This window comes from Palleronia sp. THAF1 (assembly GCF_009363795.1).
In the GTDB taxonomy this organism is placed as follows: Bacteria; Pseudomonadota; Alphaproteobacteria; order Rhodobacterales; family Rhodobacteraceae; genus Palleronia.
In genome coordinates this window covers 724,690-740,703 of sequence record NZ_CP045420.1, presented here as the reverse complement: position 1 = coordinate 740,703, position 16,014 = coordinate 724,690, and the positions used below count along the sequence as shown (strand labels likewise).

At 62.2% G+C, this 16,014-nt stretch carries 20 protein-coding genes; 12 read left to right on the top strand and 8 right to left on the bottom strand.

Features of this window, described 5'->3' with window-relative positions; all coding sequences use genetic code 11:
• Positions 1–63 precede the first annotated feature (63 nt).
• The 8 genes from glyA to FIU81_RS03635 all read left to right on the top strand — a co-directional run bounded on the left by glyA (position 64) and on the right by FIU81_RS03635 (position 3,966).
• Positions 64–1,359, top strand: a complete 1,296-nt coding sequence (gene glyA / locus FIU81_RS03660; RefSeq protein ID WP_124111930.1) for a serine hydroxymethyltransferase — start codon at positions 64–66, stop codon at positions 1,357–1,359.
• A complete protein-coding gene (locus FIU81_RS03655; RefSeq protein ID WP_124111929.1) occupies positions 1,359–2,105 on the top strand; it encodes an alpha/beta fold hydrolase in 747 nt (248 codons plus the stop codon). Before glyA ends, FIU81_RS03655 begins: the two co-directional genes overlap by 1 nt.
• Before the next feature lie 65 nt (positions 2,106–2,170).
• Positions 2,171–2,308 (top strand): hypothetical protein, encoded by a 138-nt coding sequence (locus tag FIU81_RS16650; protein ID WP_172971388.1) that lies wholly within the window; start codon positions 2,171–2,173, stop codon positions 2,306–2,308.
• Positions 2,308–2,421 carry an entericidin, EcnA/B family gene (locus FIU81_RS03650; RefSeq protein WP_124111928.1) on the top strand — a complete coding sequence of 38 codons (114 nt, stop codon included), beginning with the start codon at positions 2,308–2,310 and terminating at the stop codon, positions 2,419–2,421. The genes FIU81_RS16650 and FIU81_RS03650 overlap by 1 nt, the downstream gene beginning before the upstream one ends.
• Before the next feature lie 91 nt (positions 2,422–2,512).
• Positions 2,513–2,866, top strand: a complete 354-nt coding sequence (locus FIU81_RS03645; RefSeq protein ID WP_124111927.1) for a hypothetical protein — start codon at positions 2,513–2,515, stop codon at positions 2,864–2,866.
• 116 nt (positions 2,867–2,982) lie between these two features.
• On the top strand, positions 2,983–3,132 hold the full coding sequence (locus FIU81_RS16645) for a hypothetical protein (RefSeq protein WP_172971387.1): 150 nt from the start codon (positions 2,983–2,985) through the stop codon (positions 3,130–3,132).
• A 198-nt stretch (positions 3,133–3,330) separates the two neighbouring features.
• On the top strand, positions 3,331–3,684 hold the full coding sequence (locus FIU81_RS03640; protein ID WP_124111926.1) for a BrnA antitoxin family protein: 354 nt from the start codon (positions 3,331–3,333) through the stop codon (positions 3,682–3,684).
• 144 nt (positions 3,685–3,828) lie between these two features.
• On the top strand, positions 3,829–3,966 hold the full coding sequence (locus tag FIU81_RS03635; RefSeq protein ID WP_124111925.1) for an entericidin A/B family lipoprotein: 138 nt from the start codon (positions 3,829–3,831) through the stop codon (positions 3,964–3,966).
• Between the two features lie 173 nt (positions 3,967–4,139).
• On the opposite strand, the gene FIU81_RS03630 is transcribed toward FIU81_RS03635, so the two are convergent.
• Together FIU81_RS03630 and lepA are read right to left on the bottom strand one after the other, a co-directional pair.
• Positions 4,140–5,168, bottom strand: a complete 1,029-nt coding sequence (locus FIU81_RS03630; protein WP_124111924.1) for a hypothetical protein — start codon at positions 5,166–5,168, stop codon at positions 4,140–4,142.
• Between the two features lie 14 nt (positions 5,169–5,182).
• Positions 5,183–6,985 carry a translation elongation factor 4 gene (lepA, locus tag FIU81_RS03625; RefSeq protein WP_124111923.1) on the bottom strand — a complete coding sequence of 601 codons (1,803 nt, stop codon included), beginning with the start codon at positions 6,983–6,985 and terminating at the stop codon, positions 5,183–5,185.
• A gap of 161 nt (positions 6,986–7,146) precedes the next feature.
• Between lepA and FIU81_RS03620 the strand changes: the two genes are divergently transcribed.
• Both FIU81_RS03620 and FIU81_RS03615 read left to right on the top strand, forming a co-directional pair.
• Complete coding sequence (locus FIU81_RS03620; protein WP_124111922.1) at positions 7,147–8,019, top strand: hypothetical protein; 873 nt, start codon at positions 7,147–7,149, stop codon at positions 8,017–8,019.
• 10 nt (positions 8,020–8,029) lie between these two features.
• A complete protein-coding gene (locus FIU81_RS03615) occupies positions 8,030–8,374 on the top strand; it encodes a hypothetical protein (RefSeq protein WP_124111921.1) in 345 nt (114 codons plus the stop codon).
• Positions 8,375–8,393: 19 nt separating this feature from the next.
• On the opposite strand, the gene FIU81_RS03610 is transcribed toward FIU81_RS03615, so the two are convergent.
• From FIU81_RS03610 to FIU81_RS03600, 3 genes are all read right to left on the bottom strand, one after another.
• Positions 8,394–8,591 (bottom strand): hypothetical protein, encoded by a 198-nt coding sequence (locus tag FIU81_RS03610; RefSeq protein ID WP_124111920.1) that lies wholly within the window; start codon positions 8,589–8,591, stop codon positions 8,394–8,396.
• A gap of 67 nt (positions 8,592–8,658) precedes the next feature.
• Complete coding sequence (gene ychF, locus FIU81_RS03605) at positions 8,659–9,756, bottom strand: redox-regulated ATPase YchF (RefSeq protein WP_124111919.1); 1,098 nt, start codon at positions 9,754–9,756, stop codon at positions 8,659–8,661.
• Between the two features lie 68 nt (positions 9,757–9,824).
• Positions 9,825–10,013: a hypothetical protein gene (locus tag FIU81_RS03600; protein ID WP_124111918.1), complete on the bottom strand. Its 189-nt coding sequence runs from the start codon at positions 10,011–10,013 to the stop codon at positions 9,825–9,827.
• 122 nt (positions 10,014–10,135) lie between these two features.
• Here FIU81_RS03600 and trpA point away from each other — a divergent pair, with 122 nt between their 5' ends.
• Positions 10,136–10,927 carry a tryptophan synthase subunit alpha gene (gene trpA, locus FIU81_RS03595; RefSeq protein ID WP_124111917.1) on the top strand — a complete coding sequence of 264 codons (792 nt, stop codon included), beginning with the start codon at positions 10,136–10,138 and terminating at the stop codon, positions 10,925–10,927.
• Between the two features lie 44 nt (positions 10,928–10,971).
• A complete protein-coding gene (locus FIU81_RS03590; RefSeq protein ID WP_124111916.1) occupies positions 10,972–12,285 on the top strand; it encodes an NAD(P)/FAD-dependent oxidoreductase in 1,314 nt (437 codons plus the stop codon).
• A gap of 186 nt (positions 12,286–12,471) precedes the next feature.
• On the opposite strand, the gene FIU81_RS03585 is transcribed toward FIU81_RS03590, so the two are convergent.
• From FIU81_RS03585 to xylA, 3 genes are read right to left on the bottom strand one after another with little or no spacing between them, the layout of a single operon-like run.
• Positions 12,472–13,614, bottom strand: coding sequence for a Gfo/Idh/MocA family protein (locus FIU81_RS03585; protein ID WP_124111915.1), 1,143 nt, complete (start codon positions 13,612–13,614; stop codon positions 12,472–12,474).
• A complete protein-coding gene (locus tag FIU81_RS03580) occupies positions 13,611–14,669 on the bottom strand; it encodes a sugar phosphate isomerase/epimerase family protein (protein WP_124111914.1) in 1,059 nt (352 codons plus the stop codon). The genes FIU81_RS03585 and FIU81_RS03580 overlap by 4 nt, the downstream gene beginning before the upstream one ends.
• Before the next feature lie 20 nt (positions 14,670–14,689).
• The gene (gene xylA, locus FIU81_RS03575; RefSeq protein WP_124111913.1) at positions 14,690–15,985 is read right to left on the bottom strand and encodes a xylose isomerase; all 1,296 of its coding nucleotides are present in this window, start codon (positions 15,983–15,985) and stop codon (positions 14,690–14,692) included.
• Between the last annotated feature and the right edge of the window lie 29 nt (positions 15,986–16,014).

Here is a 16,014-nt window from a genome sequence, read left to right as displayed (position 1 = left end):
CCCCTTGCCCGACCCTGCGGTAAGAGCGGCCAACCGTTTCCCGCTGGCCAAGGAGCACACCCCATGAATGCACCGCATCGCGACGAAGGCTTCTTCACAAAGCCGCTTCATCAGTCCGACCCCGAACTGGCGCAGGCCATGGATCAGGAGCTGGGTCGTCAGCGCGACGAGATCGAGCTGATCGCCTCCGAAAACATCGTCTCGAAGGCGGTGATGGAAGCGCAGGGCTCTGTCCTGACCAACAAGTACGCCGAGGGCTATCCAGGTCGCCGCTACTACGGTGGTTGCCAGTACGTTGACGTGGCCGAGAACCTTGCAATCGAGCGTGCCTGCAAGCTGTTCGACTGCCAGTTCGCCAACGTGCAGCCGAACTCCGGCAGCCAGGCGAACCAAGGCGTGTTCACGGCGCTGCTGCAGCCGGGCGACACGATCCTTGGCATGAGCCTGGACGCCGGTGGTCACCTGACTCACGGCGCCAAGCCCAACCAGTCCGGCAAGTGGTTCAACGCCATCCAATACGGCGTCAAGCGCGACACGCTGCTGCCCGACTACGATCAAATCGAAGAGCTGGCGAAAGAGCACCAGCCCAAGATGATCATCGCCGGCGGCTCGGCCATTCCGCGCGTCATCGACTTCAAGCGCATGCGAGAGATCGCCGACATGGTAGGTGCCTACCTGCTGGTCGACATGGCCCACTTCGCAGGACTCGTGGCAGCGGGCGAATACCCCTCGCCCTTCCCCCATGCCCATGTTGCCACGACGACCACGCACAAGACCCTGCGCGGCCCGCGCGGCGGCATGATCGTCACCAATGACGAGGCGCTGGCCAAGAAGTTCAATTCCGCCATCTTCCCCGGCATTCAGGGCGGCCCCCTGATGCACGTGATCGCGGGCAAGGCCGCCGCTTTCAAGGAAGCGCTGGAGCCGGGCTTCAAGACCTACCAGCAGCAGGTGATCCTGAACGCCAAGGCGCTGGCCGATCAGCTGATGAAAGGCGGGTTGGACATCGTCACAGACGGCACCGACACCCACGTGATGCTGGTGGACTTGCGCCCCAAGGGCGTGAAGGGCAACGACACCGAGAAGACCCTGGGTCGCGCCCACATCACCTGCAACAAGAACGGCATCCCATTCGACGACGAAAAGCCGATGATCACCAGCGGCATCCGCTTGGGATCGCCCGCCGGAACCACCCGCGGCTTCGGTGAGCCCGAGTTCCGCCAGATCGCAGACTGGATCGTGCAGGTCGTCGACGGCCTCGCCGCCAAGGGCCCCGACGGCAATGAGGAAGTGGAAGAGAAAGTGCGCGCCGAAGTCGCCGAACTCTGCGGACGCTACCCGATCTACCCCGAACTCTGATGCGGCTGGCGTCCACGACCCTTGGGCCCGCGGACGCCCCGCGCCTGCTGATCGCCCACGGCCTCTTCGGGTCGGGGCGCAACTGGGGCGTTCTGCAGAAACGCCTGTCGGACGCCTTTCGCGTCACGGCGGTGGACATGCGCAATCACAGCGGCTCGGACTGGTCGGAGGATCACGCCTACACCGATCTGGCCGATGATTTGGCAGAGACGCTGGATGGCCCGGCACATGTTCTGGGCCACTCCATGGGTGGCAAGGCTGCTATGGCGCTGGCCTTGCGGCACCCGGACAAGGTGCAAAAGCTGATCGTCGCCGACATCGCGCCCGTCGCCTATACCCACAGCCAGATGCACTTGATCGACGCCATGCGCGCGCTGGACCTGAGCGGTCTGGACAGCCGGAAGGACGCCGATGCGCGGCTGGCCGAAACGGTCGACACCCCCGGCGTTCGCGCGTTCCTTCTGCAAAGCCTCGATATGGCAGAGGGGCGCTGGCGACTGAACCTAGACGCGCTGGCAGCCCGGATGGATGCGATCACCGGCTGGGCCGATCTGCCCGGCGCATTCCCGCGAGAGGCCCTGTTCCTGTCGGGCGCCGACAGCGATTACGTTACACGGGATATGCGCCCAGCGATACGGGAGGTTTTCCCGAAGGCGCGGTTTGCGGCGATACCGGGGGCGGGGCATTGGCTGCATGCGGAGAAGCCGCGTGAGGTCGAGGCGGCGGTGCGCACCTTCCTGCAATGACCTGCTCACGGGAACTCGAACGGCTGTGATCCGTTTCAGAAGGAACAACCAGCAGGAGAGCCAAGATGGCAACGCGACTGACGATGATACTGGGACTGATGCTGTCCCTCACGACCCTTGGCGGGTGCGCCGCTGCCGTTGGCGCAGGCGCCGCGATCGGAGCCGACTCGATCGCCGAAGAGAACGGCGAGAACCTGTTCTGATGATCCGGATCGCTGTTCTTCTCGCCCTGATCACCGGCCTTGCAGCATGCGAAACCGCGCAAGGTGTCGGGGATGACTTCGACAACGCAGCCGACGTCATCGTCGACGGCTGAAGCCTTTTGCGGCCCATGATTAAAGGGCCGCGGGACATCTTGGATGGGCGGCCTAGCTTATACCGAAACGGATAATCAAGGACCGCCCGACATGTTCACCACCCGCAATATCCTGATCGCCGTCGTTGCTGGCATTCTTGGCTGCATCGCCAATTCCATTGCCATCACCGTCGTCACCGGCACGCCCGTCATGGGGTTGATCCTGTCGGCGGGGCGAGAGTTCTGGTCGGTCGTCTTCGCCTTGGCCTTGATCCCTATCTTTGCGCGGATGGGCGGTGCGGCGGCTTGGATCACGGGGATCGTGGTGCTGAATCTACTGGCCACACTAAGCGCAAAGCTGATCTGGGGCGCGGCGGCACCTTGGGGATTGGTGTTTATCTTCAACGGGATATACGCCATCGTCGCGACGGCCGTTTACGCCCTTGCGCGTAAACCCGCCCACTGAACGCACACGCAACGATTGCAGGCCTCTCTCCCCTTACGCTGGGGCAGAATAGGGGCCATGTGGAGGTTATGATGTACCCTTCGATATGTGGACCTTCCAAGATGAAAAACCCCTATATGAGTGCCTGGCTGTCGGCTGCGAACCAGATGGCGGCCCCGGCGCGCGGCCAGATGATGGCCGAGGCCAGCAAGATGCAGACCCAGATGATGAACCAATGGGTCGAGATGTGGATGTCCATGTGGATGCCGGGCACCAAGCGAAAATAAGTCCCGCATCCGTCCCGCAGGCGTGCATATGCCGTAGGGCAGATGTGCAGCAAAAGGCGGGCCGATGTGCAGTAAAGGGCGGGCCGATGTGCATAGGGTGTCGGGCCGATGTACATCCCCCTGCCCCTACAGCGCGCTGCGTTTGCGCGGCGTTTACCCCGTCCCGGCCAGTCTGCCCCGTGATACAAGGGGGCAGCGATGGACAAGGATCACGAGTGGCGGGCGATCCGGGCAGAGATCGGCGGCATCCACCCGCCCGACGCCTGGGCCCGCATCCCGACCTACAGGAAACCCGCGAAGACGCGGCTGACGATCCGCGTGGATCAGGACGTGGTGCATTACTTCAAAGGGTCCGGCCACGGCTGGCACACCCGCATGAACACGGTGCTGCGCTACTTCATGATGACCCGCACGGGCATCCCGATCCCCAAACGCTCGATGATGCAGCGGATGACGCTGGAGAAAGAGATCGAGAAACTCCTGCGCAAGAAGGGCATGGGCAACGCCGAGGCGCTGTCACGGGAGATTCTGACGATCGTGGATGGGGAGTGATGTCCGCCTGTGCTTGGCAAGATAAGGGGCGGCTTATGCAGCCCGGCGCGGAAAAGTTGCATGGAATCGCCGATTCGTGATCGAGACAGGAACACGAACCGCTCCGATCGGTTGGGCGACGGAAGCAACCCACGGAGAACACCCATGCGTATCACCCTAGCCGCCCTTCTGGGCCTTTTCACCCTCACCGCCTGCGAGACCGTCGGCGGTGCAGGAGAGGACATCCAGAGCGCCGGCGGCGCCATCGAGAACACCGCGCAGGACGTCCAGAACGACCTGTGAGATCAAGGGACGGGCGCGGTCATCGAACCGGCCCGTCCCCAGACGAACGATGATGCAGCGGATGACGCTCGATAAAGACGTCGGGGAGGTCCTGCGCAAGAACGGCATGGGCAACGCCGAGGCGGTGTCGCGGAAGGTTCTGCCGATTGTATATGGGGAGTGAGGGTAAACAGCTAGTTCAAAATCCGCTCGAGTAGCCTCGAATATCTTGAGATAAGCTCAGAACATTTGCAGTCAGAAAATTGAATGTTCTTCTTATATCGAGGATCGCCGCCGTAGATATTTGCAATTAGCTCATGCTCGATCTCAGACTTGTTTGACTGGGAAAGACCGTAAGAAGTTGCCAGTACTTCTCCACTCACCTTCTTACCAGGCAGTAGCCTATTGTTGAGGGCATGAAAACCAAAGCCTAAGAACATAACAACAGATGAATCTGTAATCTGTGTTTCCAATCGGCCGCGATTTATCTTTTCGCTGCCTTCCGTAAATGTCCTGATGTTATCAACTGCGTCCAGAGCCACTACTGGGAAGCCCCCACTGTACATTCGCCTATCACCATTGATGTTGGCGAAATCATATTGCTCAAGTACGCCATAAGGATGTAGAATATTGAGATTGTCAGCTAGGTCGGCAGCTGCTCCCGGATTATTGAAGTAGCTTTCATATGCTGCAGTAAAAAATCTTTCGATACACCTATCGTAATTGAAACTGATGAATCTGATCTCACTTAGATCCTTGAGAAACTGTTCAGAGGTCCTGCCTGAAGCAAGAATTTTAAAAAGCTCTACTAGCCAAGTTCGCGTAGCAAATTCCGGGACACGCGGGCGACCAAGAGTCGCTTCCTCTTCAAACAATGAAGAGCCTTCTTCCGCCCTTCGCAGGCAGGTGAAGATCGCGAGCTTGCCAGCAATGACAAGTTCTTCGCTCTCTGAATGAGTATGAAGAAAGTTGTCGATTGATGGAGCTAAATGCATATTTTGACTTATCAGTCGCGCTCCAGCAAGAACCTCATCGAAACGAACATCGAACTTCTCCGACGCTTTCTTCAACAAACCAAAAAAGGCGCGGTCACCAGCTTCAATTCCATTGTAACGAGTATCAAATTTACACAGATTTCCAATCTGCCCCATGAGATCGCCGCCAGTAGGAAATCCAAATTCTTGACTAGCTCCAGCGCCAATTATCATTACAATTTTTGTCATCGAAGCTCCGAGGATCAGCTATCCATCTTAAGCGCGTTTATGAAAGCCTCTTGCGGAATCTCCACCTTCCCGAACTGGCGCATCTTTTTCTTACCCGCCTTCTGCTTCTCCAGCAGCTTCTTCTTGCGGGTCGCGTCGCCGCCGTAGCATTTGGCGGTGACGTCCTTGCGCATGGCCGACAGGGTCTCGCGCGCGATGACGCGGCCTCCGATGGCGGCCTGGATCGGGATCTTGAACATGTGGCGGGGGATCAGGTCCTTGAGCTTTTCACACATGGCGCGGCCCCGCCCCTCTGCCCGGTCGCGGTGGACCATCATGGACAGGGCGTCCACAGGCTCGTCATTCACCAGGATCTGCATCTTGACCAGCGCGTCCTCGCGGTAGCCGATCATCTGGTAATCGAAGCTGGCGTAACCTTTCGTTACGGATTTCAGCCTATCGTAGAAGTCGAACACCACTTCGTTGAGGGGAAGGTCGTAGACAACCATTGCGCGGGTGCCCGCGTATGTCAGGTCCAGCTGGATGCCGCGGCGGTCCTGGCACAGCTTCAGCACGTCGCCCAGGTATTCGTCGGGCACCAGGATCGTGGCCTTGATGCGCGGCTCTTCGATGCGGTCCACCAGCGTCATGTCGGGCATGTCGGCGGGGTTGTGCAGGTCGGTGCGCGTGCCGTCCTTGAGGTAGACGTGGTAGATCACGGAAGGAGCCGTGGTGATCAGGTCGATGTCATACTCACGCTCCAGCCGGTCGCGGATGACTTCGAGGTGCAACAGGCCCAGGAAGCCGCAGCGGAAGCCGAAGCCCAGCGCGGCAGACGTTTCCATCTCCGACGTGAAGGAGGCGTCGTTCAGGGCGAGCTTCTCGATGGCGTCGCGCATGTCCTCGAAGTCGTTGGTGTCCACGGGGAAGAGGCCGCAGAAGACAACGGGGATGGAGGGTTTGAAGCCGGGAAGTGCTGTGGCGCAGGGCTTCTTCTCATGCGTGATCGTGTCGCCCACGCGGGTGTCGCGCACCTGCTTGATGGAGGCGTTGAGGTAGCCGATCTCTCCCGGCCCCAGCTCCTTCACGGCGGTCATGGCGGGGCGGTAGATGCCCACGTCGTCCACGTCGTAGGTGCCGCCGGTCTTCATCATGCGGATGCGGTCGCCCTTCTTCAGGGTGCCGTCGATGATGCGCACGATGACGATGACGCCAAGGTACTGGTCGTACTTGCTGTCCACCAGCATGGCCTTGAGCGGGGCGTCGCGGTCGCCTTCGGTGGGCGCGGGCAGGCGCTGGACGATGGCTTCGAGGACGTCGGGGATGCCGAGGCCGGTCTTGGCGCTGATCTCGACGGCGTCGTGGGCTTCGATGCCGATGACGTCCTCGATCTGGGTCCGCACGCGCTCGACGTCGGCGGCGGGCAGATCGACCTTGTTGAGGACGGGCACGATCTCGTGGTCGGCCTCCATCGCGGTGTAGACGTTGGCGAGGGTCTGCGCCTCGACGCCCTGAGAGGCATCGACCACCAGCAGAGAGCCTTCGACGGCCTGCATGGAGCGGGAGACCTCATACGCGAAGTCCACGTGGCCGGGGGTGTCGATGAGGTTCAGGATATAGGTGTGGCCGTCCTTGGCGGGGTATTCGATGCGGACGGTGTTGGCCTTGATGGTGATACCGCGCTCGCGCTCGATATCCATGCTGTCCAGCATCTGGGCCTGCATGTCGCGTTCGGCAACGGTACCGGTCAGCTGGATCAGCCGGTCGGCAAGCGTGGATTTCCCGTGGTCGATATGCGCGACGATCGAGAAATTGCGGATGTGTGCAAGGTCGGTCATGGGTTGGATATGCGGACTGAAGGGCTGGTTGTCCATGCGTTAGAGCGCCCTGCGCACCGGTTTGAAAGAGCCTGCGAGCATACCGCCATCCTTCAGAGGTATTGACCTAACGTCAACCAAGGGGCTTATTCTGAAAACAGCCCGAAGCGAAGGAGGGCCGCATGAGCTTTTACGCATTCGCGGGACCTGAAAACTTCCAGATCGCGGAACGCGCGGGCCTGTTAAGTTCCGCGATGCTGACGCAGGGACCTGAGGTCTTGCGCGTCATCAACGCAATCAGCCTGCGCTTCATCGACGGTGGGTTAAAGATCGTGGCGATCGTCGACGCAAGCCGAACAGTCGCTCCGCGTGATACGCTCGTCGGGATCGACATCGAAACAGACGTTCGCGCCATGATATTCAAGGCGCTCGACTGGGGCGGCACGCCAGAGTGGGTGCCAAGCGTCCTGATCGAAGCGCGGGAGCCGGTGACGCCTTTGGGAGACGAGATCATACAGACCCAACCCGATCACGGAACCGCAGGCTTTTCCGTGAATTGGGCCGGCGGCAGCGGATATCTGACGGCAGGCCATGTGGCGCGCATGTCCGGTGGGCCGGTCTATTTCACGGCCACAGGAACGGCGGGCCGGGTAATTGCGTCGCGTGAGCCCAGCGTCGCCACCGGTACCGCACCGGAACCCGATGTTGCCGTCGTCGAGGCCGCATATACACCTGCAGTCAATCTTCATCGAGCCGTAGTTCGCCCCGGCGCGATGGAGCCGGTGACCCTTTCCACGCGATTAGGACAGAAGACCGATAACGTTCGCGCCTACAGCGACTTCTATTATACGCGAACGATCAATGGCTGCTACGGACAGGTGTTCGAATTGATGAACGGGGTCGCACGCGGAGGGGATTCGGGATCTGCCGTCTACGATTCCCATTTTGCTCCGATTGGAACGCTGGTCGCCGGAACGCCGAATGGGATGTCCTTGGTGCAGTCGGTCACTTACCAGATCCAACGCATCGGGGTTTACGGACTGACGCTGACGTAAGGAGGTTACTATGCCACAGATTATTTCCATAGTTTCGCTTGGTTTGTCGGTCGCCAGCTTTTGCCTTTTCGCGGTTCTGGCTCTGCGCGTCACACGTCCGGTTCGGGAAGTGGAGCATTCTGGGAAGTCGCGGGATGCCGGGCCAATGTCGGGCGGGGCTATTCTCGATCAGACAGGCTCTCTTGCAGCGGCTTTGGGCAAGGCGGGCCCGGTCGGGACATCGGCGGCCCTTTCAATGGTCTTCCTGTTTGTCGCGATGATCAGCAGCGGCCTTGTCGCCTTCGACCTTAACGTGGATCAGGCGGACGAAGGGGTGACATCCGGCGCAGAGGAGGCCGAGGGCGGCGGCCTCTGACTCGGGCCCACGCACAGACCTATCCCCGGAACACCGACCGGGTTCCCGTCTGCTCGCCCATGGCTTCGAGCATGTCGCGGCCATCGTCGGTGGGGGTGCCGTCGGCGTCGAGCCAGCCTCGGCTTGTGGCGGTTTGCTCAGCCGGGGTGGCGGGGTTTCCCATCTGCCCGGCGACGGCGAGGATGCGGGCACGGGTCTCTGATTGGTCGTCGGTCATGGGGATGCTCCTTTGCCCAGTGACCTAGCGCGGACGCGCGGTGGGCAATGGGCGGGGTGTCGCAGGGTCAGCCGCTGTGGAGGAAGTGCATGACGTCGCCGTCCTTCACTTCGTAGGTCTTGCCCTCGACGCGCATCTTGCCTGCGTCTTTCGCGCCCGCTTCGCCGCCCAGCGCCACGTAGTCGGTGAAGGCGGTGGTTTCGGCGCGGATGAAGCCGCGTTCGAAATCGCCGTGGATGACGCCTGCGGCTTGGGGCGCCAGCGTGCCGCGCCGGACGGTCCAGGCGCGGGCTTCCTTGGGGCCGACGGTGAAGTAGGTCATCAGGCCCAGAAGGTCGTAACCGGCCTGTATCAAACGGTCGAGGCCCGCCTGTTCGAGGCCCAGTTCTTCAAGGAATTCGCGCGCCTCTTCCGCGTCGAGCTGGGCGATTTCCTCTTCGATCTGGGCGGAGATGACGACGACGCCCGCGCCCTGCTCGGCGGCCATCTGGGTGACGGCTTGGGAATGGGCGTTGCCGGTGGCGGCCTCATCCTCTGCCACGTTGCACACGAAGAGGATGGGCTTGGAGGTGAGAAGCTGGAGCATCTTCCAGGCCTTCTGATCCTCTGCGTCGATGTCGACGGTGCGGGCGGGCTTGCCGTCTTCCAGCACGGCCTGGGCGGCTTTCAGCAGACGCTCCTGCTGGACGGCCTCCTTGTCGCCACCGCGGACCTTGCGGGATAGGTTCTGGAGGCGACGTTCGACCGAATCGAGGTCGGCCAGCATGAGTTCGGTCTCGATGGTAGAGGCGTCCTCGACCGGGTTCACGCGGCCGTCCACATGGGTGACGTCGTCATCCTCGAAGCAGCGCAGGACGTGGGCGATGGCGTCGCATTCGCGGATGTTGGCAAGGAACTGGTTGCCGAGGCCTTCGCCGCGCGATGCGCCCTTCACAAGGCCCGCGATGTCCACGAAGGTCATGCGTGTGGGCACGATCTGCTTGGACTTGGCGATCTGGGCCAGTTGATCGAGGCGCGTGTCGGGAACCGCGACCTCGCCCACGTTGGGCTCGATCGTGCAGAAGGGGAAGTTCGCGGCCTGCGCGGCGGCGGTCTTCGTCAGCGCGTTGAAAAGCGTGGACTTGCCGACGTTCGGCATGCCCACGATGCCCATCTTGAAACCCATCGCTCGTCTCCGCTTGCTGGTTCGCGCCCGGCTTTAAGGCCGTTGGCGCGCAGGGACAAGCGGTGCGCCTACACGCGCCGGTCGGCGTGATCCTGGTAGATCAGGATCCAGGCGAGCACGATGAACATCGGGTGCGTCAGGCCGCCCGAAATCAGGATGGCGGGCACCCAGATCAGGAAGACGATGATGGACAGGAAGATCCGGCCCAGAAGCAGGATCGACAATGGCGGGAGCAGAAGCGCAAGGACGTAGTTCATAGGTAATATATGGGGAAGCATCCGGCCTTGAACAAGACGGGCGCGGGGGTCACAAGCGTTGGGACCTCTTGGGGCGCTGCCCCAAACCCCGAGGTACTTGGGGAACGATGAAGGAGAGCCCGATGAGCCGTATCGCTGCGCGTTTTGATGACCTGAAGGCCGAGGGCAAGACCGCCTTCGTTGCCTACATCATGGGCGGCGATCCGGATTACGATCGCTCGTTGGAGCTGATGTGCGGGCTGCCGGGGGCCGGGGTCGACGTGATCGAACTGGGGATGCCCTTCACCGATCCGATGGCGGATGGTGAGACGATCCAGCTGGCGGGGCAGCGCAGCCTGGAAGGCGGGCAGACGCTGGAGAAGACGTTGGCGATGGTGCGGACCTTCCGCGAGGTCGATGCAGACACGCCGATCGTCATCATGGGCTACTACAATCCGATCTATTCGCGCGGCGTCGAGCGCTTCGTGGCAGAGGCGTCAGAGGCGGGCGTGGACGGCTTGATCATCGTGGATCTGCCGCCAGAGGAAGATGACGAGCTTTGCCTGCCCGCACGGGCGGCGGGGATCGACTTCATCCGGCTGGCCACGCCGACGACGGACGAGAAGCGGCTACCCAAAGTATTGGAGAACACGTCTGGCTTCGTTTACTACGTCTCGGTCACCGGGATCACAGGCGCGGCGGCCGCGGTGGCGGGGGATGTGGCCCCTGACGTGACCCGCATCCGCGACGCGGGTGGTCTGCCGGTCGTGGTGGGCTTCGGCATCCGCACGCCAGAGGCGGCGGCGGAAATGGCGCGCGTGGCCGATGGTGTGGTCGTCGGGTCTGCCATTGTGGCAGAGAACGCGACCGGAAAGCCGGTGGACGAGGTTCTGTCCTTCGTGCGCGGATTGGCGGACGGCACGCACGGGGCGTGACGAATCCAGACCCGCGCCTAAATAGGCGTGGGAAGGAGCGCGCCATGGACCCCAAACGCAAGACTCAAATCGTGGTGGTGGGTGGCGGTGCCGCCGGGCTGGCGCTGGTGCGCCGCTTGGGCGCCAAGTATGGCCGCGACAAGCACGATATCATCCTGATCGAAAAGAACCGCACGCACGTGTGGAAACCGCTGCTGCACGAGGTGGCGGCGGGATCCATGGATGCCAACGCCGACGAGGTCGGTTACGGGGGCCATGCCGCGCGCTGGGGCTATCGCTTCTTCAACGGCGCCTTGGAGAAGATCGATCGTGAGAAACAGACCCTGACGACCGCGCCGCTGCTGGACGAGGACGGCAGCGTAATCGTGGACCGCCACACCATCCGCTACGACTGGCTGGTGCTGGCGATGGGCGGAGTGTCCAACGATTTCGGCATCCCCGGCGTGCGTGAGAACGCGATGTTCCTGGAAAGTCGCCGTCAGGCGGATCAATTCCGCCGCCGTCTGCTGAACTCTTGCCTAAGGGTGAACGAGAAGCGACAGGCAGGCGAGGATGCCACTCTGCCCATCTGCATCGTCGGCGGCGGGGCAACAGGGGTGGAGCTGTCGGCCGAACTGGTCCACGCGTCGCGATCGTTGCGCTCCTACGGGTTGGAAGTGTTCGACGACGAGGCGATCCAGATCACGCTGTTGGAGGCCGGTCCGCGCTTGCTGCCCGCGTTGCCCGAAGAGGTCTCAGACAAGGTGCAAGCTGAACTGAAGGGCCTTAACGTCGATGTGCGGACGGGCGCGAAGGTTACCGAAGTGACGAAGGACACGGTGCAAATCGAAGATGAGCCGCCACTCGAAGCGAGCATGATCCTTTGGGCGACGGGCGTGCGGGGCGATCACGCGCTGGCGGAGATGACGGACCTGTCGCTGTCCGGACAGGGCCGGATCGAGGTCGAGCCGACGCTGCGCAGCAAGGACGATCCGCGCATCTTCGCCATCGGCGACTGCGCCCATTGCGTGCTGCCCGGTGAAGAGCGCCCGGTGCCACCGCGTGCCCAGTCCGCCGGGCAGATGGCCGATCATATGGTGGGTCAGCTTGAGCGCGCGCAGAAGGGCAAGCCGTTGACCGATTTCGTCTACCGGGACAAGGGCGCGCTGGTGTCTTTGTCGCGCTTCGCGACCACCGGCGCGCTGATGGGCAACCTGATCGGCGGCACGATGAAGGTCGAAGGCTGGGTGGCACGAGTGGCCTACATGTCGCTGTATCGCTTGCATCTTCTTGCGATCCACGGCCCGATCAGAGGACCGGTTCAGATTGCCGCGCGCGAGATTTCAAAGGCCACGCGCCCGAAGCTGAAGCTGCACTAAACGCGAACGATAGCCTCGTAGCGAGCTTTGGTTTCAGGCCCTGAGAGCGGCGCTCGGGCCACGCGCAGGTCGATCCATGGCCATTGAGGGAATGGCTAAGGGCTGCGTTCAGCGAGACGCCATGCGGCACCACGACAGGACCGGAACTTTTCGTGACATCGCGTAGAGCCAGGACAGGGGCGGTGCTCATATCTTCGTCCAGGTCGCGTTGTTCTTGGACGAGGCGACGCAGGCCCGGATGAAGGACATGCCTTCCATGCCCGCCTTGATGCCCGGCAGCTTGCCCATCACCGCGTCACGGGACTGCCCGCCCTGCACTGCGCGGATCGCCGTCGCGGCTTCGGTGTAGATGTTGGCGAAGCCTTCGAGGTAACCCTCGGGGTGGCCCGGCGGGATACGGCTGACGGCGGTTGCGGGGGCCGTGGCCCCTGCCCCGTTCCGGGTAAGTTTGCGCGTGGCTTCCCCATGCGGAGTGAACCATAGATAATTCGGGTCTTCCTGCGACCATTCCAGCCCGCCCTTGTCGCCATAGACGCGCAGACGCAGGCCATTTTCGCATCCGGGCGCGACCTGGCTGCACCAGAGCATGCCACGCGCGCCGCCATCAAAGCGCAGCATGATGTGGGCGTTGTCGTCCAACTGTCGGCCCGCACCGAAGCTGTGCAGGTCGGCAGCCAGTTCCGCACCCGTGAGGCCCGTCACGAAGGAGGCGAGGTTGTAGGCGTGGGTGCCGATATCGCCGATGGAGCCGCCCGCGCCCGAGCGTTCGGGGTCGGTGCGCCATTCGGCCTGCTTCACGCCTTCGGTTTCCACCGCGTCGGTCATCCAGTCCTGCGGATATTCGACCTGCACGACACGGATCTGGCCGATCTGGCCGTCCGCGACCATCGCCTGCGCCTGCCGGACCATCGGATAGCCGGTGTAGTTGTGGGTCAGCACGAACAGGGAGTCGGAGGCGGTGACGGCCTGCTCCATCGCCTGTGCGTCTTCCAACGTTGCGGTCAGGGGTTTGTCGCAGATCACGTGGATACCGCGCGACAGGAACGCTTTGGCCGCCGGGAAATGCACGTGGTTTGGGGTCACGATGCTGACCGCTTCGATTCCGTCATCGCGGGCGGCTTCCGCCTCTGCCATCTCATCGAAGCTGCCGTAGGAACGCGCGGGGTCGAGACCCAGCGCATCGGCGCTTTTCTTCGCCTTCTCGGGGGTTGAGGACAGCGCGCCCGCAACCAGCTCAAACTTATCGTCGATGCGGCTGGCGATGCGGTGGACGGCACCGATGAAGGCGTCGTTGCCGCCGCCGACCATGCCCAGTCTGATACGGCTCATCGGTCGATCCCCAGCAGTTTACGGTTGGTGGACTCGTCGATATCGCCGCCCGCGAAGTCGTCGAAGGCGTGGGGCGTGACGCGGATGATGTGGTCCTTGACGAACTGCGCGCCTTCGCGCGCGCCGTCTTCGGGGTGCTTGAGCGCGCATTCCCATTCGACGACGGCCCAGCCGTCGAAGTCATTGGCCGCCATCTTCGCGAAGACCGCACCGAAGTCGACCTGACCGTCACCGGGGCTGCGGAAGCGGCCCGCGCGGTTCACCCACGGTTGGTAGCCGCCGTAAACGCCTTGGCGGCCGGTCGGGTTGAACTCGGCATCCTTGACGTGGAACATCGCGATGCGCTCGGCATAGATGTCGATGTTCTCCAGATAATCGAGGCATTGCAGCACGTAATGCGACGGATCGTAGAGCATGTTGCAGCGTTTGTGGCCGTCCAAGCGTTCAAGAAACATCTCGAAGGTGATGCCGTCGTGCAGGTCCTCCATCGGGTGGATTTCGTAGCAGACATCGACGCCGCAATCCTCTGCGTGGTCTAGGATCGGCCGCCAGCGGCGCGCGAGCTCGTCGAATCCCATTTCCACCATGCCCTGAGGGCGTTGGGGAAAGGGATAGATGAAGGGCCAGCACAGACCGCCCGAGAAGGTGACGTGCTGGCTGATTCCCAGGTTCTTCGACGCGGTCAGCGCCTTCTTGACCTGCTCGATCGCCCAGTCGGTGCGGGCGTCTGGTTTGCCCTGCACCTCTGGCGCGGCGAAACCATCGACCCAGGCGTCATAGGCAGGATGGACCGCGACCAACTGGCCAAGAACGTGGGTCGACAGGTCCGTCACCTCGACGCCGTTGTCGCGCGCCTCTCCGGCCCATTCGTCGCAATAGGTCTGAGAGGTCGCCAGCTTGTCCAGATCGACCAGCCGCGCGTCCCAGACGGGGACCTGAACACCTTTGTAGCCGCAATCCGCCGCCCATTTGGTGATGGCGCTCCACGAATTGAACGGCGCGTCGTCCCCGGCGAATTGCGCCAGGAACAAGCCCGGCCCCTTGATGGTCTTCATGGTCCCCTCCCCCATCGCTTCTAGACGTAGCGATTAACGATGTTTTCCAGCTTCTCCTGCTGACCTGAGCGTGGCTGCGGGTTCAGGTTTTCCTTTGTGACACGCGCCGCAACGGTTTCCAGATCGCCGGTCAGCATCTTCTGCGCCTCATCCGTATCCCATCCGGCGTAGCGGGCGCGGCGCGGGGCTTCGAGCGCGTCATCTTCCAGCATCTTCGCCGCCGCCTTCAGGCCGCGCGCGCAGACGTCCATGGCCCCAGCGTGGGCCGCGATCAGATCCGACGGATCCAGCGACTGCCGGCGCAGCTTGGCGTCGAAGTTGGTGCCACCTTGGGTGAAGCCACCCGCCTTCAGCACCTCATAATAGGCCAAGGCGACTTCCGGCACGTTGTTCGGGAATTGGTCGGTGTCCCAGCCGGACTGGTAGTCGTTGCGGTTCATGTCGATGGAGCCGAGGATGCCAAGCTCGCGTGCCAAGGCCAGCTCGTGTTCGAACGAATGGCCTGCAAGGATCGCATGGCCCTGCTCGATGTTGACCTTCACCTCCTTCTCCAACCCGAAGCGCTGGAGGAAGCCGTAGACGGTCGCCACGTCGTAATCATACTGGTGCTTGGTGGGTTCCTGCGGCTTCGGCTCGATCAGGATCTGGCCCTTGAAGCCGATCTTGTGCTTGTAGTCGACGACCATCGACAGGAAGCGGCCCATATGCTCCAGTTCCTGCCCCATGTCGGTGTTCAGCAGCGTCTCGTAGCCTTCGCGGCCGCCCCACAGAACGTAGTTTTCGCCGTTCAGACGGTGGGTGGCGTCAAGGCAGTCTTTCACCGTCGCCGCCGACCAGGCATATACGTCCGGGTCGGGGTTGGTGGCGGCACCCGACATGAAGCGACGATTGGAAAACAGGTTCGCCGTACCCCACAGAAGGCGCGTCTTCGAGCTTTCCATCTTCTGCTCGAAGATATCGATGATCTCGTCGAAGTTGCGCTTGCTTTCGGCGAAGGTGTCGCCTTCGGGGCGGATGTCGTGGTCGTGCCAGCAGAAGAACGGCGCGTTCAGGATGTCGAACATCTCGAACGCGATGTCGGCCTTGAGGCGCGCGCCTTCCATCGTCTCGCCCCACCAGGGGCGGTCGAAGGTCTGGCCGCCGAAGGGGTCGCCACCGGGCCATGCGAAACTGTGCCAGTAGGCGACGGCAAAGCGCAGGTGGTCTTCCATGCGCTTGCCCATCAGCATCTCGTCCGGGTTGTAGTGGCGGAAGGCCAGATCATCGGCGTCGGGGTTGTAGCTTAGCGGGCTGATGCCCTTGAAAAAGTCGCTCATCTTGGCGGCTCTCCTTTAGTTCGGATGTT

What these genes read in the sequence shown, in the direction of transcription:
- glyA (WP_124111930.1), top strand. Translation starts at nt 64, where the DNA reads ATGAATGCACCGCATCGCGACGAAGGCTTCTTCACAAAGCCGCTTCAT.
- FIU81_RS03655 (WP_124111929.1), top strand. Translation starts at nt 1,359, where the DNA reads ATGCGGCTGGCGTCCACGACCCTTGGGCCCGCGGACGCCCCGCGCCTG.
- FIU81_RS16650 (WP_172971388.1), top strand. Translation starts at nt 2,171, where the DNA reads ATGGCAACGCGACTGACGATGATACTGGGACTGATGCTGTCCCTCACG.
- FIU81_RS03650 (WP_124111928.1), top strand. Translation starts at nt 2,308, where the DNA reads ATGATCCGGATCGCTGTTCTTCTCGCCCTGATCACCGGCCTTGCAGCA.
- FIU81_RS03645 (WP_124111927.1), top strand. Translation starts at nt 2,513, where the DNA reads ATGTTCACCACCCGCAATATCCTGATCGCCGTCGTTGCTGGCATTCTT.
- FIU81_RS16645 (WP_172971387.1), top strand. Translation starts at nt 2,983, where the DNA reads ATGAGTGCCTGGCTGTCGGCTGCGAACCAGATGGCGGCCCCGGCGCGC.
- FIU81_RS03640 (WP_124111926.1), top strand. Translation starts at nt 3,331, where the DNA reads ATGGACAAGGATCACGAGTGGCGGGCGATCCGGGCAGAGATCGGCGGC.
- FIU81_RS03635 (WP_124111925.1), top strand. Translation starts at nt 3,829, where the DNA reads ATGCGTATCACCCTAGCCGCCCTTCTGGGCCTTTTCACCCTCACCGCC.
- FIU81_RS03630 (WP_124111924.1), bottom strand. Translation starts at nt 5,168, where the DNA reads ATGACAAAAATTGTAATGATAATTGGCGCTGGAGCTAGTCAAGAATTT.
- lepA (WP_124111923.1), bottom strand. Translation starts at nt 6,985, where the DNA reads ATGACCGACCTTGCACACATCCGCAATTTCTCGATCGTCGCGCATATC.
- FIU81_RS03620 (WP_124111922.1), top strand. Translation starts at nt 7,147, where the DNA reads ATGAGCTTTTACGCATTCGCGGGACCTGAAAACTTCCAGATCGCGGAA.
- FIU81_RS03615 (WP_124111921.1), top strand. Translation starts at nt 8,030, where the DNA reads ATGCCACAGATTATTTCCATAGTTTCGCTTGGTTTGTCGGTCGCCAGC.
- FIU81_RS03610 (WP_124111920.1), bottom strand. Translation starts at nt 8,591, where the DNA reads ATGACCGACGACCAATCAGAGACCCGTGCCCGCATCCTCGCCGTCGCC.
- ychF (WP_124111919.1), bottom strand. Translation starts at nt 9,756, where the DNA reads ATGGGTTTCAAGATGGGCATCGTGGGCATGCCGAACGTCGGCAAGTCC.
- FIU81_RS03600 (WP_124111918.1), bottom strand. Translation starts at nt 10,013, where the DNA reads ATGAACTACGTCCTTGCGCTTCTGCTCCCGCCATTGTCGATCCTGCTT.
- trpA (WP_124111917.1), top strand. Translation starts at nt 10,136, where the DNA reads ATGAGCCGTATCGCTGCGCGTTTTGATGACCTGAAGGCCGAGGGCAAG.
- FIU81_RS03590 (WP_124111916.1), top strand. Translation starts at nt 10,972, where the DNA reads ATGGACCCCAAACGCAAGACTCAAATCGTGGTGGTGGGTGGCGGTGCC.
- FIU81_RS03585 (WP_124111915.1), bottom strand. Translation starts at nt 13,614, where the DNA reads ATGAGCCGTATCAGACTGGGCATGGTCGGCGGCGGCAACGACGCCTTC.
- FIU81_RS03580 (WP_124111914.1), bottom strand. Translation starts at nt 14,669, where the DNA reads ATGAAGACCATCAAGGGGCCGGGCTTGTTCCTGGCGCAATTCGCCGGG.
- xylA (WP_124111913.1), bottom strand. Translation starts at nt 15,985, where the DNA reads ATGAGCGACTTTTTCAAGGGCATCAGCCCGCTAAGCTACAACCCCGAC.